At 69.3% G+C, this 17,295-nt stretch carries 12 protein-coding genes; 7 read left to right on the top strand and 5 right to left on the bottom strand.

Going from position 1 to position 17,295, the window contains the following annotated elements; translation table 11 throughout:
* Position 1: 1 nt before the first annotated feature.
* A complete protein-coding gene (locus P7A99_RS09800) occupies positions 2 to 1,426 on the bottom strand; it encodes a helix-turn-helix domain-containing protein (RefSeq protein ID WP_277793701.1) in 1,425 nt (474 codons plus the stop codon).
* 150 nt (positions 1,427 to 1,576) lie between these two features.
* Between P7A99_RS09800 and P7A99_RS09805 the strand changes: the two genes are divergently transcribed.
* The 7 genes from P7A99_RS09805 to P7A99_RS09835 all read left to right on the top strand — a co-directional run bounded on the left by P7A99_RS09805 (position 1,577) and on the right by P7A99_RS09835 (position 13,015).
* A complete protein-coding gene (locus P7A99_RS09805; RefSeq protein ID WP_277793702.1) occupies positions 1,577 to 3,199 on the top strand; it encodes an isocitrate lyase in 1,623 nt (540 codons plus the stop codon).
* Positions 3,200 to 3,257: 58 nt separating this feature from the next.
* Positions 3,258 to 3,494, top strand: a complete 237-nt coding sequence (locus P7A99_RS09810; RefSeq protein WP_431307656.1) for a hypothetical protein — start codon at positions 3,258 to 3,260, stop codon at positions 3,492 to 3,494.
* Between the two features lie 246 nt (positions 3,495 to 3,740).
* Positions 3,741 to 5,321, top strand: a complete 1,581-nt coding sequence (gene aceB / locus P7A99_RS09815) for a malate synthase A (RefSeq protein ID WP_277793703.1) — start codon at positions 3,741 to 3,743, stop codon at positions 5,319 to 5,321.
* Positions 5,322 to 5,476: 155 nt separating this feature from the next.
* Positions 5,477 to 7,807, top strand: a complete 2,331-nt coding sequence (locus tag P7A99_RS09820) for an acyl-CoA dehydrogenase (RefSeq protein WP_277793704.1) — start codon at positions 5,477 to 5,479, stop codon at positions 7,805 to 7,807.
* Entirely contained in the window at positions 7,804 to 9,087 is a 1,284-nt protein-coding gene (locus P7A99_RS09825) for an acetyl-CoA C-acetyltransferase (RefSeq protein ID WP_277793705.1), read from the top strand. Before P7A99_RS09820 ends, P7A99_RS09825 begins: the two co-directional genes overlap by 4 nt.
* 14 nt (positions 9,088 to 9,101) lie before the next feature.
* Positions 9,102 to 11,195 carry a 3-hydroxyacyl-CoA dehydrogenase NAD-binding domain-containing protein gene (locus P7A99_RS09830; RefSeq protein ID WP_277793706.1) on the top strand — a complete coding sequence of 698 codons (2,094 nt, stop codon included), beginning with the start codon at positions 9,102 to 9,104 and terminating at the stop codon, positions 11,193 to 11,195.
* The gene (locus tag P7A99_RS09835) at positions 11,192 to 13,015 is read left to right on the top strand and encodes an acetyl-CoA hydrolase/transferase C-terminal domain-containing protein (RefSeq protein WP_277793707.1); all 1,824 of its coding nucleotides are present in this window, start codon (positions 11,192 to 11,194) and stop codon (positions 13,013 to 13,015) included. The genes P7A99_RS09830 and P7A99_RS09835 overlap by 4 nt, the downstream gene beginning before the upstream one ends.
* Here the strand turns inward: P7A99_RS09835 and P7A99_RS09840 are convergent.
* Genes P7A99_RS09840 through P7A99_RS09855 form a run of 4 tightly spaced genes read right to left on the bottom strand, consistent with a single transcriptional unit; the run spans position 13,012 to position 17,183 of the window.
* On the bottom strand, positions 13,012 to 13,320 hold the full coding sequence (locus P7A99_RS09840; RefSeq protein ID WP_277793708.1) for a hypothetical protein: 309 nt from the start codon (positions 13,318 to 13,320) through the stop codon (positions 13,012 to 13,014). The two genes, P7A99_RS09835 and P7A99_RS09840, sit on opposite strands and share 4 nt — an antisense overlap.
* Entirely contained in the window at positions 13,317 to 15,875 is a 2,559-nt protein-coding gene (locus P7A99_RS09845; protein ID WP_277793709.1) for a cbb3-type cytochrome c oxidase subunit I, read from the bottom strand. The genes P7A99_RS09840 and P7A99_RS09845 overlap by 4 nt, the downstream gene beginning before the upstream one ends.
* Positions 15,872 to 16,837 carry a cytochrome c oxidase subunit II gene (gene coxB, locus P7A99_RS09850; protein WP_277793710.1) on the bottom strand — a complete coding sequence of 322 codons (966 nt, stop codon included), beginning with the start codon at positions 16,835 to 16,837 and terminating at the stop codon, positions 15,872 to 15,874. Before coxB ends, P7A99_RS09845 begins: the two co-directional genes overlap by 4 nt.
* Positions 16,827 to 17,183, bottom strand: a complete 357-nt coding sequence (locus P7A99_RS09855) for a c-type cytochrome (RefSeq protein ID WP_277793711.1) — start codon at positions 17,181 to 17,183, stop codon at positions 16,827 to 16,829. Before P7A99_RS09855 ends, coxB begins: the two co-directional genes overlap by 11 nt.
* Between the last annotated feature and the right edge of the window lie 112 nt (positions 17,184 to 17,295).

Below are 17,295 nucleotides of genomic sequence, written 5' to 3' on the forward strand. Positions count from 1 at the left end.
TTCAGCGCGCGAATGGGAAGGGGGTCACCGACTTGCTGGCCTCTTCCACCAGCAGGGTGCGGTTGATCGGGGCGGCGGCGCGCTGTGGGCAGGCCGGCCGCTCGCAGATCCGGCACGAGGGCCCGATCTCCACCGCCAGCGGCGAGGCGATGTCCAGCCCTCGCGAGGCGGCCAGCTTGCTGGCGAACTTCAGTTCGCAGCCCAGGCCGATGACCAGTTCGTCCTCCAGGCCCGCCTGCAGGCCCGAGGTCCGACGCACGGTGCGCGACAGAGTGAAGTAGCGCTCGCCGTCGGGGGTCTCGATCACCTGGGTGACGATACGGCCGGGGGTCTTGAAGCTGTCGTGGACGTTCCAGCGCGGGCACGCCCCGCCGAAGCGCGAGAACGGGAAGGGGCCGGCGGCGAAGCGCTTGGAGATGTTCCCCGCCGCGTCCAGCCGCATCATGAAGAACGGGATCCCCCGCGCGCCGGGACGGCTCAGCGTCGTCAGGCGCTGGGCGGCCTGCTCGTAGCTGACGCCGAAGCGCGGCCGCACCCGCTCGATGTCGTAGCCGCTGGCTTCCATGGCCGCGTGGAACGGCTCGTAGGGCATCATGATCGCCGCGGCGAGGTAGTTGTCGAGGAACACCTTCAGCAGTTGCCGAGTGGCCCGATCGGGTGCTGCGAAACGATCGGCCAGGCGGGTCAGCGCCTCGGGCGCCTCCATCAGGCCCAACTGGTAGCACATCGCGAAGATGCGGCTGGCCGGGGCCAGGGTCTCCGACACCATCAGCCGCTTGCGGTGGTGGTCGTAGCGTCGCAGCGAGCCGGCCATGACCTCGGCCGGCATCACCCGCATCTGGATGCCGTGCCGGGCGACCAGGCGTTCGCGCACGGCTGGACCCAGGTCCTGCAGGTCGGCGTCGAGTTGCGCGACGATGGCCTCGGCCGCCGTCTCCAGTTCGGCGAAGTGATTGCGCTGCGAGCCCACCAGGTCGCGCACCCAGTCGGTTGGCGACTGCGACGACGAGGAGGGCAGGCCGTCCGGGCGCTCGAAGGCGCCCATGTCGATCATCCGGCCGCGATCCAGATAGGCGCGGTAGAGGCGGGCCATGGCCTCGGCCAGGCCAGGCGACAACTCGGCCACTTCCGCCACCTCGTGCCGGCCGATGCCAAGATCGGTGAACATCTTGTCGGCCAGCACCTCCTCCAGCCCCGCGCCGCCGCCGGGATCGTCGGCCGACAGGGTGCGCAGATCCAGGTCATAGGCCTCGGCCAGCCGCAGCAGCATCTGGGCGGTCACCGGCCGCTGGTTGCGCTCTAGCAGGTTCAGGTAGCTGGGCGACACGCCCAGCTCGTCGGCCATGCGGCTCTGGGTGACGCCCAGGTCGCGGCGTAGGCGCTTCAGGCGCCCGCCCAGGAACAGCTTTTTGTCGGTCGTGACCATGTCTGTCACGTTGTCACGACTTTACAAAATACACAAAGTCGATTTGTGACAAATCGTCTTCAATAGGTTCGACCGCCTTGCCGCATCGGCGTTAGCTCCCTGTCACAGCTTACAGCCCGCCTCCCAACAAGCGGGCCCCGATGGGGAAGAATGACGACCATGCGCAAGACCTACGCCGAGCACCGCCAGGACCTTACCGCCCGCTATCCGCAAGGCGTGACGCCCGGCGGCGTCGCCATCGACGACATCATCCAGCTGAAGCTGCAGAACACCTTCAACACCCACCTGGACATCGCTCGCGAGATGGCCGTGGTCATGCGCGCCGACATGGCCGCCTATGACGCCGACAGCAGCAAGTTCACCCAGTCGTTGGGCTGCTGGTCGGGCTTCCACGCCCAGCAGATGATCAAGTCGGTCAAGCGCCTGCGCGGCACCACCAAGGGCGCCTACGTCTACCTGTCGGGCTGGATGGTCGCGGGTCTTCGCAACCGCTTCGGCCACCTGCCGGATCAGTCGATGCACGAGAAGACCTCGGTCGTCGACCTGATCGAAGAGATCTACGTCTCGCTGCGCCAGGCCGATGAAGTGGCGATCAACGATCTGTTCAAGGCCTTGAAGACCGCCCGCGACGCCGGCGACCAGGTCGCCGAGCAGGCCGCGATCAAGGCCATCGACACCTTCGAGACCCACGTCGTTCCGATCATCGCCGACATCGACGCGGGCTTCGGCAACGAGCACGCCACCTACCTGCTGGCCAAGGAGATGATCAAGGCCGGCGCCTGCTGCCTGCAGATCGAGAACCAGGTCAGCGACGCCAAGCAGTGCGGCCACCAGGACGGCAAGGTCACCGTGCCGCGCGAGGACTTCATCGAGAAGCTGCGCGCCTGTCGCCTGGCCTTCGAGGAACTGGGTGTCGACGAGGGCGTCATCGTCGCCCGCACCGACAGCCTGGGCGCGGGCCTGACCCAGAAGGTTCCGGTCAGCCAGGGCGCGGGCGATCTGGCCGCCGAATACATCAAGTGGCTGAAGACCGAGGCCATCACGCCCGAGAACCCGCTGCGCGACGGCGAGATGGCGATCATGAAGGACGGCGCCTTCGTCAAGCCGGTGCGCATGGCCAACGGCCTGTTCGCCTTCCAGGACGGCACGGGCCGCGCCCGGGTCATCGAGGACTGCATCGCCAACCTGACGCAAGGCGGCGCCGATCTGCTCTGGATCGAGACCGACACGCCGAACGTCGACGAGATCGCCTCGATGGTGGCCGAGGTCCGCAAGGCCGTGCCGAACGCCAAGCTGACCTACAACAACTCGCCGTCGTTCAACTGGACCCTGAACCTGCGCAAGCAGGTCCGCGCCCAGTGGATCGCCGAGGGCAAGATCCACGAGGACTCCTATCCCGACGGCAACGTCCTGATGTCGGCCGAGTACGACGCCACTGATCTGGGCCGTGAAGCCGATGATCGCCTGGCCCGCTTCCAGGTCGATATCTCGGCCCGCGCCGGGGTGTTCCACAACCTGATCACCCTGCCGACCTTCCACCTGACCGCCAAGAGCGTCGACGAGCTGTCGCGCGGCTACTTCGGCGACCAGCGGATGCAGGCCTACGTCAACTCGGTGCAGCGCGAGGAGATCCGTCGCGGGGTCTCGGCCGTCAAGCACCAGCACGAGGTCGGCTCCGACCTCGGCGACACCTTCAAGGAAATGGTGGGCGGCGAGCGGGCCCTGAAGGCCGGCGGCCACGCCAACACGATGAACCAGTTCGCCGCCGAATAGCCCGGCGTCCGAAAACCCACCCATCACCCCTTGGCGAAAACCTACAGGAGAGAACGCCATGACCAACGTCACGCAATTCGCTCCGGCCGCGATGCCGGACTCGTCGGCCCAGGATCGCGCCGTGGACCGTCTGGCCGAGGCCTCGCACCGCCTCAACGAAGCCGTCCGCCGCGCCATCGAGGCCGGCTACTCGGTGGAGCTGGTGCGCACCTCGCGCCACCATGACGGCTCGGGCAACTGGGGCGACCAGATCGTTCCGACCATTCGCGCCAACGACGCCCCCAAGAGCGCTTAAAGACGCTCGGGCGCCCGCGGGCGAGGGGAGGCGCCTGCTTCCTCCTCTCGCCCGCCACACTGCAATCGTCATCCCGGAGAGCGCTCGCCGCTCATCCGGGACCCAGGGCCGCCGCGCGGCGTCGAGGCCTCTTCGCGGTGGCCGGCGCTACGCGGCGGTCCCTGGGCTCCGGCTTCGACTTGGGTGCGCTGAGCGCATCCGATAAACCCTCTCCCAAGTCCGCGTCCCAACACCACGGAACACGCCATGCCTCTCGACATCGCCGCCAACGCCCAGATCCTCGGCCCGATCGAGGGTCGTGCGGTAGAGATCCTCACGCCTGAGGCCGTGGCCTTCGTGGCCGACCTGCACCGCCGCTTCGACGGCCGTCGCCGCGAGCTGCTGGCCGCCCGCCAGGCGCGCCAGGCCCGCTTCGACGCCGGCGAGCTGCCCGATTTCCTGGCCGAGACCTCGCATGTCCGCGCCGCCGACTGGCGCGTCGCCCCGATCCCCGCCGACCTGACCGATCGTCGCGTCGAGATCACCGGGCCGGTCGATCGCAAGATGATCATCAACGCTCTGAACTGCGGGGCGAAGGTGTTCATGGCCGACTTCGAGGACGCCACGGCCCCCACCTGGGCCAATGTCGTCGAAGGCCAGGTCAACCTGAAGGACCGCTGGAACGGCGTCTTGGACCACGTCGATCCGAAGTCCGGAAAGAGCTATGCGCTGGGAGCCAACCCGGCCGTCCTGAAGGTCCGCCCGCGCGGCTGGCATCTTCCCGAACGCCACCTCGAAGTCGACGGCGCGCCTGTCGCCGGCGCTCTGTTCGACTTCGGCCTCTATGTCTTCCACAACGCCAAGGCGGCGATCGAGAAGGGCTCGGGCCCTTATTTCTACCTGCCCAAGCTTGAGAGCCACCTTGAGGCGCGCCTCTGGAACGAGGTCTTCGTCCGCGCCCAGGAGGCCCTGGGCCTGCCCGTGGGCACATTCAAGGCTACGGTGCTGATCGAGACCATCCCGGCCGCCTTCGAGATGGACGAGATCCTGTTCGAGCTGAAGGACCACATCGTGGGTCTCAACTGCGGCCGCTGGGACTACATCTTCTCGTTCATCAAGCGCCTGGGCCGCCGCCCCGAATTCCTGACTCCGGACCGTTCGGCCATGGTGATGGGCAAGGCCTTCCTCGGCGCCTATTCGCTGAAGCTGGTCCAGACCTGCCACCGCCGCGGCGCCTTCGCCATGGGCGGCATGGCCGCCCAGATCCCGGTCAAGGGCGACGAGGCCGCCAACCAGGCCGCCTTCGCCAAGGTCCGCGCCGACAAGGAGCGCGAGGCCGGCGCCGGTCACGACGGCACCTGGGTGGCCCACCCCGATCTCGTGCCGGTAGCCATGGAGGTCTTCGATCGCCTGATGCCCACGCCCAACCAGCTCGACAAGACGCTGGAGGGGCTGGAGATCACGCAGAGCCAGATGCTGGAGCTGCACGACGGCGCCCGCACCGAGGCCGGGGCCCGCGAGGCCGTCCGCGTCGGCGTGCGCTACACCCAGGCCTGGCTGGAAGGCCGGGGCGCGGTCCCGCTCTACAACCTGATGGAAGACGCCGCGACCGCCGAGATCTGCCGCACCCAGCTGTGGCAGTGGGTGCGCCTGGGCGCCGAGCTCGACGACGGCCGGGTGCTGACCTCGGAGCTGTTCGTCAGCCTGTTCACCCAGGAAATGGCGGACCTGCGCCGCGAGTTCGGCTCGCCGCGCCTGGAGGAGGCCGCGCATCTCTTCACCCGCATGGTGCTGTCCGACACGCTGGAGGAGTTCCTGACCCTTCCGGCCTATGAATTGATCGGCTGATCGGTTGATCGACCGGTCTCGGCGAGGCGGCGCTTCATCCCCCCGAAGCGCCGCCTCGTTGCGTCGGATCGCTGACACTTAAGGACCGGAAAGGCCGGAGCCATGCGGGCGCCGGCGCGTTTGACGCTCGACCAGTAACGAAGGCGGGCGTCGTCATGACCAGCTTCTCCCTGCGTCGGGATATCCTCACCCGACCCATCTTCCATTGGGCCCAAGGCGTGCTGCCGGCCCTGTCCCAGACCGAGCGGGACGCAATCGACGCCGGCGACGTCTGGTGGGACGCGGCGCTGTTCACCGGCGACCCCGACTGGAACGAACTCCTGTCGTTCCCCAAGCCCCAGCTGCGCCCTGACGAGCAGGCCTTCATGGACGGCCCGGTCGAAAAGCTCTGCGCCATGGTCGACGAATGGACCATGACCTGGGAGACCCGCGACCTGTCGCCCGAGGTCTGGACCTTCCTGAAGGAAAACAAGTTCTTCGGGATGATCATTCCCAAGCAGTACGGAGGCCTGGGCTTCTCGGCTTTCGGCCACGCCGAGGTCGTGCGCCGCATCGCCACCCGTTCGGTGACCACGGCGGTGACCACCATGGTGCCCAACTCGCTGGGCCCGGGCGAGCTGATCATGCGGTTCGGCACCAAGGCCCAGCAGGACCACTGGCTGCCGCGCCTGGCCGACGGGCGAGAAATCCCCGCCTTCGGCCTGACCAGCCCCGAAGCGGGCTCCGACGCCTCGGCCATGGTCGACGAGGGCGTGGTCTGCCGCGGAACCTGGGAGGGCAAGGAGGTTCTGGGCATCCGCCTGAACTGGCACAAGCGCTACATCACCCTGGGACCCGTCTGCACGGTGCTGGGCCTGGCCTTCAAGCTGCGCGACCCCGACCACCTGCTGGGCGAACGCGAGGACATCGGCATCACCTGCGCCCTGGTTCCGACCACGACGCCGGGCGTCGAGATCGGCCGCCGCCACCTGCCGGCCTTCCAGACCTTCCAGAACGGCCCCAACTGGGGCAAGGACGTCTTCATTCCCATGGACCTCGTGATCGGCGGCGTCGATCGGGTGGGGCAGGGGTGGAAGATGCTGATGACGGCCCTGGCGGCCGGGCGCGGGATCTCGCTGCCGGCCCTGTCGGGCGCCGCGGCCGCCTTCAGCGCCCTGACCACCGGCGCCTATTCGCGAGTGCGCCAGCAATTCGGCGTCTCGATCGGCAAGTTCGAGGGCGTGCAGGAACGCCTGGCCCGCATCGCCGGTAACGCCTACCTCGTCGACGGCGCCCGCCGCCTGACCTGCGCCGGCCTCGACATGGGCAAGCATCCGTCGGTGATCTCGGCCCTGCTGAAGTCCGGCGCCACCGAGCGCATGCGCGTCGTCGTCAACGACGCCATGGACGTCCATGGCGGCAAGGCGATCATCGAAGGGCCGCGCAACTACATGGGCGCGCAGTACCGGGCCATCCCGGTCGGCATCACAGTCGAGGGCGCCAACATCCTGACCCGCAGCCTGATGGTCTTCGGCCAGGGCGCGATCCGCGCGCATCCGTTCATGCTCAAGGAGATCCTGGCGCTCGGCGACGCCAACGCCCAACGCGGGCTCGAACAGTTCGACGAGGCGTTCTGGAGCCACGTCGCCCACGCCCTGCGCAACGGGATCCGCACCTTCGCCCGCAGCTGGACGAACGGCGCCCTGTCGCCGGCGCCGGACGCCGGCCGCGCCACGCGCTTCTATCGCCAGGCCGGCCGCTACAGCGCCGGCTTCGCCCTGGCCTCGGACCTGGCCCTGCTTACCCTCGGCGGCGACCTCAAGCGCAAGGAGATGCTGTCGGCGCGCCTGGGCGACATTCTCTCGGAGCTCTACTTCCTGTCCGGCGCGCTGAAGCGCTGGGAGGACGAGGGCCGCCAGGACGCCGACTTCCCGCTGCTGCAATGGTGCGCCGACACCGCCTTCGCCACGATCGAGCAGCGCTTCGACGAGGTGTTCGCCAACCTGCCCAACCGCCTGGCCGGCTGGCTGCTGCGGGCGGCGATCCTGCCGTTCGGCGTCCACCGGCGCGGGCCCTCGGACCGCACGACCCAGGCCTGCGCCGAACTGCTGCTGCATCCGTCCGAGACCCGTGACCGCCTGGTCGAGAACGTCTATGTTGGCGGCCAGGATCAGGCCGTCGGCCAACTGATCGACGCCTTCGAGCGCGTGGTCGCCACCCAGCCGATCCATGATCGCCTCAAGGCCCAGAAGATCCGCGACTGGAAGGTCGCCGCCGAACGGGGGCTCGTCACCGACGCGGAGATCGCCGAGCTGGAAGCGGCCGACAAGGCTGTGGCCGAGGTCATCGCCGTCGACGACTTCGCCCATGACGGCCTGGCCACCGAGGTCAAGGCGCAGGCCAGGCCCGACGCCGTCAGCGACAAGCGCGCCAGGGCCCAGGGCGACGGCGAGATCCCGCAGCGTCCCGGCCAGGGCGAGGCCCGCAGCTTCGAGGTTCGTGCGTGAGCCGGCCGGTCTATGTGGTCGACGGCGCCCGCACGCCGTTCCTCAAGGCGCGGAAAGGACCGGGGCCGTTCACCCCGGTCGACCTGGCCGTCCAATGCGGTCGTCCGCTGCTGCTGCGCCAACCGTTCGCGCCTGACGCCTTCGACCAGGTGATCCTCGGCTGCGTCAACGTGATCGCCGACGAGCAGAACCCGGCCCGCGTCGCCGCCCTGCGCCTGGGTTGCGGACCGGAGATGACGGCCTTCACCGTAGCCATCAACTGCGGCTCGGGCATGCAGTCGATCGACACCGCCTTCCGCTACATCCGTGAAGGCTCTTCCGACCTGATCCTGGCCGGCGGGGCGGAGGCCCTGAGCCACGCGCCGCTGGTGCTCAAGCAGTCGGCCGTCGAGTGGCTGTCGGCCTTCCAGGGCGCGAAGTCGCCGCTGGACAAGGCCAAGGCCGCCGCCGCCTTCCGGCCCGACATGCTGCAACCGGTCATCGGCCTGGAGCGCGGCTTGACCGACCCCATCACCGACCTGGGCATGGGCCAGACCGCCGAGGTGCTGGCCCACTATTTCGGGATCAGCCGCGAGCAGGCCGACGCCTATGCGGTCGAGAGCCACAAGCGTCTGGCCAAGGCCCAGGCCGAGGGCTGGCTGGCCGGCGAGGTCGAGCCCGCCTTCGCCCCTGACGGCGCGGTGTTCGACCACGACGACGGCGTGCGCCCCGACAGTTCCGTCGAGAAGCTGGCCACGCTGAAGCCCGCCTTCGAGCGGCCGTTCGGCAAGGTCACCCCCGGCAACAGTTCGCAGATCACCGATGGCGCCTCATGGGTGATCCTGGCCTCGGAAGAGGCCGTGAAGAAGCATGGGCTGACGCCGCGCGCTGTCATTCTCGACAGCGAATGGGCCGCTCTGGACCCGTCTATCATGGGCCTTGGGCCGGTGCTGTCGTCCTCGGCCCTGCTCAGGCGTGCGGGCCTGTCGCTGGCCGACGTGGACCTGTGGGAACTGAACGAGGCCTTCGCCGCCCAGGTTCTGGCCTGCCTGGCGGCCTGGGAGGACGAAGCGTTCGGCCGCGAGATCCTGGGGCTGCCCGGCGCGGCCGGGACCATCGACCGCGAGCGCCTGAACGTCGACGGCGGCGCGGTCAGCCTGGGGCATCCGGTCGGGGCCAGCGGCAACCGCATCGTGCTGCACCTGATCACCGCTCTGGAGCGCCTGGACCTCAAGCGCGGGATCGCCACCGAGTGCATCGGCGGCGGCCAGGGCGGCGCCATGCTCATCGAACGGGTCTGAGGAGGGAAACGACCATGCAAGACCGTGTCCTGACCCTGCTCGAACCGCGCGACTTCGACCTTGGCCCCAGGCCGGTGGGCGAGGCTCCGTACCGGCACTGGACGCTGACTCGCGACATCGACAATGTCGCCTGGGCGGTGCTCGACAAGGCCGGCGCCGGGGCCAACACCCTCGACGACGCCGTGCTGGTCGAGCTGGACCAGATCCTCGACCGGCTGGAGGCCGATCGTCCGGCCGGGCTCGTCATTCGCTCGGCCAAGGCATCGGGTTTCATCGCCGGGGCCGATGTCGGCCAGTTCCGCGGTGCGTCCGACGTCTCGGAGGTCGAGCAGCGCATGGCCCGGGCCCACGCCATTACCGACCGGCTCGAGGCCGTGACCTTCCCGACCGTGGCGGTGGCCCATGGCTACGCCCTGGGCGGCGGGCTGGAGGTGGCCCTGGCCTGCCACAACCGCATCGCGGTCGAGGGCGCCAAGTTCGGCTTCCCCGAAGTCCAGCTGGGCCTGCATCCCGGCCTTGGCGGCACGGCGCGGTTCACGCGGCTGATCGATCCGCTGCAGGCGATGCAGTTCATGCTGACCGGCAAGACGATCCCCGCCCGAAAGGCCAGGAGCCTGGGCCTGGTCGACGCCGTCGTGCCCGAGCGCCATGTCCGCGCGGCCGTGCGCGCCGCCGTGAAGGGCGAACTGAAGCATGAACAGCCCGGCATCCTTGATCGCCTGAAGGACAGCGGCCCGGCCCGCCGCATCGCCGCCAGGCGCATGCGCGAGGAGGCCGCCAGGCAGGCGCCGGGCGAGCACTATCCGGCGCCGGGCGCGCTGATCGACCTGTGGGAGCGCCACGGCGGCGACTTCGAGGCGATGAAAGCGGCCGAGATCGGTTCTTTCGCCCGGCTGATGGTGTCCGAAACGGCCCAGAACCTGATCCGGGTCTTCTTCCTGCGCGAGAAGCTCAAGGGCCTGGCCGGCGGCAAGTCGGCGATCAGGCGCGTTCATGTGATCGGCGCGGGGGCCATGGGCGGCGACATCGCCGCCTGGTGCGCCTGGAGCGGCCTCACCGTCACCCTGACCGACGTCAAGGCCGAGCCAATCGGCGGGGCGATCAAGCGGGCGGCTGCGCTCTACGGCAAGATCGGGCGCGACGACCGCCTGAAGGTGCGCGACGCGCTCGATCGCCTGATCCCCGACCTCAAGGGGCAGGGGGCGCGGCTGGCCGACCTGGTGATCGAGGCCGCGCCCGAGAAGGTCGATCTGAAGAAGGGGCTCTACGCCAAGCTCGAACCGGCGATGAAGACGGCCGCGATCCTGGCCACCAACACCTCGTCGATCCCGCTGGAGACCCTGCGCGAGGGGCTACAGCGTCCCGAACGCCTGGTGGGTCTGCACTTCTTCAACCCGGTCTCGCGGATGCAGCTTGTCGAGGTGGTGCGCCACGACGGCCTGGACCCCGAGGTCGAGACCGCCGCTCGGGCTTTCGCCGGCGCCATCGATCGCCTGCCGGCCCCCGCCAGGAGCGCCCCGGGCTTCATCGTCAACCGCGCCCTGACGCCCTATCTGGCCGAGGCCCTGGTCATGCTCGACGAGGGTGTCGTCAAGGAAACGATCGACAAGGCGGCCGAGGATTTCGGCATGCCGATGGGGCCGATCGAACTGGCCGATCAGGTCGGGCTCGACATCTGCCTGGCCGTGGCCGACATGCTGAAGCGCGAGCTGGGCTGGGCCGTTCCCGACGCGCCGCAATGGCTGCGCGACAAGGTCGAACAGAAGAAGCTCGGCAAGAAGACCGGTGAGGGCCTCTACGTCTGGAAGGAGGACGGGCCGGTCAAGGCGCACGACGCGCCCAAGCCCGAACCCGACATGGCCGATCGCCTGATCCTGCCCCTGGTCAATACCGCCGCCGCCCTGCTGGGCGAAGGCGTGTCGGACGATCCCGACGTCATCGATGCGGCGATGATCTTCGGCGCGGGCTTCGCGCCGTTCCGGGGCGGGCCGCTGCACTATGCCCGTCGGCGCGGCGTGGGCGAGGTCAAGGCGCGCCTGGAGGAACTGGCCGGCAAGTACGGCGAGCGCTTCAAGCCGGCGGCGGGTTGGTCCAAGCTGGAGGGATGACGCCGCACTTCACCGATCCGGATGCGCTGGCCGATGCGATCATCGAACGCGTCGGCCGCCGCATCGTGCTGGGCCTGCCGCTGGGCCTGGGCAAGGCCAACCACGTCGCCAACGCTCTGGTAGCGAGGGCGCTGAAGGATCCGTCGGTCCATCTGCACGTCTTCACGGCGCTGACCCTGGAGCCGCCGCGCCCCAAGTCCGACCTGGAGAAGCGGTTCCTCGGCCCGATCATCGAGCGCACGCTGGGCGGCTATCCGCTACTGGCCTATGCCGAGCTGCAACGGCGCGACGCCCTGCCTTCCAATATCGAGGTCGACGAGTTCTTCTTCCAGGCCGGTACGCGGCTCAACACGCCGAGCGCCCAGCGCAGCTACATCTCGGCCAACTACACCCATGCCGCCGGCTATCTGCGTGAGCGTGGCGTCAACGTGGTGGCCCAGCTCGTAGCGGGGCGCGGCGATCGCTTCAGCCTGTCGTGCAACACCGACATCACGCTGGACCTGCTGGCGGCGCGAAAGGCCGGAGACGCCGCGTTCCTGCTGGTGGGCCAGGTCAACGACGAGCTGCCGTTCATGCCCGGTGACGGCGACCTGCCGGCCGAGGCCTTCAGTCACCTGCTCCACGGCCCGGAGGTGCAGTTTCCGCTGTTCGCGCCGCCAAAGGAGCCGATCCCCGACGCCTCCTACGCCATCGGCTTCCACGCCGCCTCCCTGGTGAGGGACGGGGGCACGATCCAGATGGGCATCGGGGCGATCAGCGATGCGGTGGCGCAGGGGCTGATCGTGCGTCACCGGCGAGCGGATGTCTTCGTCGACACGGTCCGGCGCCTGTCGCCCGACGGGACGGCGCCGGTCGCCTGCGGGCCGTTCGACACCGGTCTCTATGCGGCCACCGAGATGTTCGTCGACTGCCTGCTCGACCTCTGGAGGGCCGGCGTGCTCAAGCGCGAGGTCGATGGGGCCGTTCTGCACGGCGGTTTCTTCCTGGGACCTCGCGCCTTCTACCGGGCCCTGCGGGAGATGCCGGACGACGAACGCGCCAAGTTCCAGATGCAGGCCATCTCCGGCATCAACGAGATCTACGGCGACGAGGCGGCCCGCCGCGCGGCCCGGGTCGACGCCCGCTTCGTCAACACCGCCATGATGGCGACGTTGCTGGGGGCGGCGATCTCCGACGGTCTCGACGACGGCCGTGTGGTCAGTGGCGTGGGCGGCCAGTACAACTTCGTCGCCCAGGCCTTCGCGCTCGAGGGCGCGCGCTCGATCATCACCCTGCCGGCGTCCCGGGGGAGCGGCCGCAAGGCGGCGTCCAACATCCTGTGGTCCTACGCCCACGGCACGATCCCGCGACACCTGAAGGACGTCGTCGTCACCGAGTACGGCGTCGCCGACCTGCGCGGCCGGACCGATCGCGACACCATCGTTCGTATGCTGAACCTCGCGGATTCCCGCTTCCAGCCTGAATTGCTCGACGCGGCCAAGCGGTCCGGCAAGATCGAGGCAGGCTACGTCATCCCCGAGCCGTTCCGCCGCAACACGCCCGAGCGGATCGCCGAGGCGCTGAAGCCGGCCAAGGACGCGGGACTGGCGCCGCTGCTGCCGTTCGGCTCGGACTTCGACGCCGCCGAGCAGGATCTGCTGCCGGTGCTCGGCCGCCTGAAGGCCGCCCAGGCCGACCCCCGCGCGCTGCTGGACTATGTCTTGAAAGGGCTGTCCGCGCCGGCGCCGGAGGCGGCCCTTCGCCGCCTCGGACTGGAAAGCCCCGGGACTTTCGGCGAGCGGGTGCTGGCCTGGGCGGTGCGGGGCGCGGCGAGCGCCTAGTCGAAGCCGGCCAGCGCGGGCGCCGACTGCCAGACGATCGCCACCGCCGCGACCGCCGACCCCAGAGCCGCCAGCCGGGCCCGAAACCGGTCGACCGGCTCTCCGTCTCGCGTTCCTCGCCAGGCGCGGATTGCCAGGACGACGGCGACGGCGACACAGGCCAGGGTGAGAACGACCAGCACCGGCCCGTATGGTCCGCGCGCCTGAGGCGGGGCGATGTCGGCGAGGCTGGCGATCAGGTAGACCCCGGCGAAGTGGACCGCCCAGACGATAAGTCCGCCCAGCAGCTGCAGCCAGGCTTTCATGACAGTCCCGCCGGGAACAGGCGCATCAGGCCTAGCCCCACCAGCCCTTGCCCGGCGGTGTAGCCCAGGAACAGCCCAACCAGTTGGACCGTCGCCGGCCGGTCGGCGGCGACATAGCCGAACAGGCCGCGCAGCAGGACGTACAGCGCCATGATCGCCGACACGGCCACGAAGAAGCCCTGCCAGGACAGGATGGAATAGACGATCGCCCCCTGGGCGCTGAGCTTGGCGGCCAGGCCGCCGCCGCGCCAGGCGGTCAGGTCGACCGCGAAGGCCGCCGCCAGCAGGGCGCCCGACAGCAGGATCATGGCGACCGCCTGCCAGGGGCCGTGCCTGGCGTCTCGGACCAGGCGATGGTTGGCGAGCCAGGCCAGCACCCCCGCCGCCAGCGTCATCGCGCCCGCCGCGGCCAGCGACCCGGTCCCGGGCGGCGGCCGCCAGGCCTCCATATTGCGGCTCCACAGGAAGACGTAGGAGAACACCGACATCGCCAGCACCATGCCGCCGACCACCAGGGTGGTGACCATCGCCCACCAGCCGGTGCTGGATGGGCCCGTGGCGTAGGTCGACAGCTCGATCCCGGCGCCGACGTCCACGGTTCTCTGCTTCTGCGGATGGTCGAGAAACCAGCACCAGCGCAGCACGCAGGCGATCGCCAGCATGCCGCTGGCCACCGAGGCGACATAGGCCTGCACGGTCAGCAGCAGGAAGAACCCCGCTGTGAACACCGCCGCCCACACGTGCCAGCCCGAAGGAACCGGCATGGGCAGCAGGTGCTGCGGTTCGGCGTTGATCGGGCTGGTCACCAGGGTCTCGCGCCCCCCCGTCGGCGTTCCGGGAAGGAAGTAGCGCCCGGCGGCGACGTCGCGACCCAGGTTCTTCTGGTCCCACAACGGGTAGAGCGAGCGCACGATCGGGATGCTGCGCGTCGAATAGAGCCCGGTGGGGAGCCATTCCAGCCCGCCGCCCTCGTAGACGTTGCCGGCGTCCTTCGGCCCGAACGGCCGGAAATTGCGGATCATGTCGATGATCCAGATCAGCACTCCGGCGGCGAACACGAAGGCGCCCAGGGTCGAGATCAGGTTCGGCCATTCCCAGTCGCGGCCGCCGGCATAGGTGTAGATCCGCCGCGGCATGCCCATCAGGCCCACCAGGTGCATCGGCAGGAAGGCCAGGTGCATGCCGGCGAACATCAGCCAGAACACCCAGCGTCCCAGGCGCTCGCTCAGCGGCCGGGCCGAGCTCATCGGCGTCCAGTAGTAGATGGCCGCGAACAGCGGAAAGACCATGCCGCCGATCAGCACGTAGTGCAGGTGGGCGACGATGAAATAGGTGTCGTGGGCCTGCCAGTCGAAGGGAACCATGGCAGCCATCACGCCGGTCAATCCGCCCATCACGAAAACGAGCAGCGAGCCCAGCACGAAGAGGCCAGGCGTGTTGAACCGCATCCGGCCGCTGGCGACGGTGGCGATCCAGGCGAACACTTGCACGCCGGCCGGCAGGCTGACCGCCATCGAGGCGGCCGAGAACAGCCCGATCGACACGCCCGGCATGCCGGTGGTGAACATGTGGTGGGCCCAGACCCCGAAGCTGATGAAGCCCGTCGCCAGGAAGGCCAGGACCACCAGCCAGTGTCCGACCAGCGGCGTGCGGGCCACGGCCGGCACGATGGTGGACATCGCTCCCGCCGCCGGCAGGAAGATGATGTAGACTTCCGGGTGACCGAAGAACCAGAAGAGGTGCTGCCACAGCATCGGGTCGCCGCCACGCGCCGCGTCGAAGAAGGGCCAGCCGAGCGCGCGTTCCAGCTCCAGAAGGGTGGTGGCCAGGATCACCGACGGGAAGGCGATGATGATCATCCCGGCGAACACCAGCATGGCCCAGGCGAAGATCGGCAGCTTGTCCAGGCTCATGCCCGGCGCGCGGGTCTTCAGGACGCCGACGATGATTTCGATGGCGCCGGCGATGGCCGAGATTTCGATGAAGCCGATGCCCAGTAGCCAGAAATCGGCGTTGATGCCTGGCGAGTAGGTCGTCGAGGTCAGCGGCGGATACATGAACCAGCCGCCGTTCGGCGCCAGGCCGAAGAACAGCGAGCAGAAGAACGCCAGCCCGCCGATCAGATAGGCCCAGAAGGCGTAGGCCGACAGCCGCGGGAAGGGCAGGTCGCGCGCCCCCAGCATCTGCGGCAGCAGCAGCACGCCCAGCGCCTCGACCGCCGGCACGGCGAACAGGAACATCATCACCGTGCCGTGCATGGTGAAGACCTGGTTGTAGGTCTCTTGCGGCAGCACGCCGTTGTAGGGCAGGGCCAACTGGGCGCGCATCAGAAGCGCCAGCACGCCGGCCAGCACGAAGAACAGCATGGCCGCGCCCACGTAGTAGACGCCCACATAGTTGTTGTTGATGACCGTGATCCATTCCCACCGCCTGGGTGCGCACCAGATGCGCTCCAGTTCGGCGAGCTCGCCGGCCGGGCGGCGGCCCTTGGTGGGGAAGCGGTCGTAGAGGGCGGTGTCGAAGCCGGTTTCCGACGCTTCCGGCGGACCGCTCACTTCAGGCCCTCCAGATAGGTGGCGACCTCGCGCAGTTCCCGGCCCTTCAGCACGGGGTAGGCGGGCATGCGGTTGCCGGGCTTGATCGCCTGGCTGTCGCCGATCCAGCCCGCCATCGTTCCGGCGTTGTTGGGCAGGACCCCCGCGCCCAGGGTGCGGCGGGCGCCGACATGGGTCAGGTCGGGGCCGGCCAGGCCATTGGCGTCCGTGCCGCGGATGGCGTGGCAGGCGCCGCATCCGGCCCTGTCGAACACCGCCTTGCCCGCCGCCTGGTTCGGGGAGGGCGCAGCCGGCGCGGCCTGCCGCGCCTTCCAGGCCTCGTAGTCGGCCGGAGCGTGGGCGACCACCACCAGCGCCATCAGGGCGTGGGGTCCGCCGCAGAACTCCGCGCATTGCGCGCCGTATTCGCCCGGCTTGTCGGCCTGGACGCGCAGGATGTTGCGCCGGCCCGGGATCATGTCGAGCTTGCCGTTCAGGCGCGGAATCCAGAGGGAGTGGATGACGTCGGTAGACTCCAGCTCCAGCGCCACCGGGCGGCCCGTGGGAATGTGGATTTCGTTGGCGTCCTGGAAGGCCTCGGCGCCGCCGGCGTCCAGATAGGCCACGCGCCACCACCACATTTCGCCCGTCACCCGGATGCGTTCCTCGCCCGGCCGGGGCGGCTCGCTCATTCTGTGGGTCAGTGACAGGCCCCAGGCCAGCAGGGCGCTCAGCACCACGACGGGAAAGGCGACGCCCGCGACCCAGACCAGCCGCTCGCCGCCCAGCCTCCGTCGCCAGGCGCGCGGGGCGAACAGGGCGATGGCGAGCGCGACCACGACCACCGCCAGCACCGTGGCCACCACCGCCAGCAGGCCCCAGGTCAGGCTATTGAGCGGGGCGGCGAACGGGCCGGCCGGGTCCATGGCCGGCGGCGGCCAGCCCTTGAAGCTGTCGTGGGCGGGTGGGGCGTCAGTCTGCATCGAGCGTGTAGAGATAGGCCGCGACGTCGCGGGCTTGGCTTTCGGTCAGGCCGGAAGCGGGCATGGCGGTGTCCTGGGCCATGGCCGGCGCATCGCGCAGCCAGGCCGCCAGCGTGTCTGGGCGGTTGGGAAAGCGGCCGCCGAGCGTCGACTGGCCGGCGAAGCCCGCCAGCGAGCCGCCCACCGCGCCGCGAGGCCATTTCACGCCTGGGATCGCGTGGCAGGCGGCGCAACCTTCGGCTTCGATCAGGGCGAGCCCTCGGGCGGGATCGGCGCCGGCCAGCTGGCGCGGTGGGATCGACTTGTCGGCGCAGGCCACCAGGGTCGCCCCGGCCAGCCCGATCATCGCCGCACTCGCTGTCCTGGCTCCACCGATCACCAAGGCCCCTTCGAAAACCCGAAGGCTCAACCCGTCGGAACGGTCGCGGTTCCGCAGGGTTTAGGCCGAGTGGGTCGTT

The sequence above is a fragment of the Caulobacter endophyticus genome, from assembly GCF_029543245.1.
GTDB lineage: Bacteria > Pseudomonadota > Alphaproteobacteria > Caulobacterales > Caulobacteraceae > Caulobacter > Caulobacter endophyticus_A.

Bases quoted from the DNA above. Each gene is read 5' to 3' on its own strand.
- P7A99_RS09800 (WP_277793701.1), bottom strand. From the start codon at position 1,426: ATGGTCACGACCGACAAAAAGCTGTTCCTGGGCGGGCGCCTGAAGCGC.
- P7A99_RS09805 (WP_277793702.1), top strand. From the start codon at position 1,577: ATGACGACCATGCGCAAGACCTACGCCGAGCACCGCCAGGACCTTACC.
- P7A99_RS09810 (WP_431307656.1), top strand. From the start codon at position 3,258: ATGACCAACGTCACGCAATTCGCTCCGGCCGCGATGCCGGACTCGTCG.
- aceB (WP_277793703.1), top strand. From the start codon at position 3,741: ATGCCTCTCGACATCGCCGCCAACGCCCAGATCCTCGGCCCGATCGAG.
- P7A99_RS09820 (WP_277793704.1), top strand. From the start codon at position 5,477: ATGACCAGCTTCTCCCTGCGTCGGGATATCCTCACCCGACCCATCTTC.
- P7A99_RS09830 (WP_277793706.1), top strand. From the start codon at position 9,102: ATGCAAGACCGTGTCCTGACCCTGCTCGAACCGCGCGACTTCGACCTT.
- P7A99_RS09835 (WP_277793707.1), top strand. From the start codon at position 11,192: ATGACGCCGCACTTCACCGATCCGGATGCGCTGGCCGATGCGATCATC.
- P7A99_RS09840 (WP_277793708.1), bottom strand. From the start codon at position 13,320: ATGAAAGCCTGGCTGCAGCTGCTGGGCGGACTTATCGTCTGGGCGGTC.
- coxB (WP_277793710.1), bottom strand. From the start codon at position 16,837: ATGCAGACTGACGCCCCACCCGCCCACGACAGCTTCAAGGGCTGGCCG.
- P7A99_RS09855 (WP_277793711.1), bottom strand. From the start codon at position 17,183: ATGATCGGGCTGGCCGGGGCGACCCTGGTGGCCTGCGCCGACAAGTCG.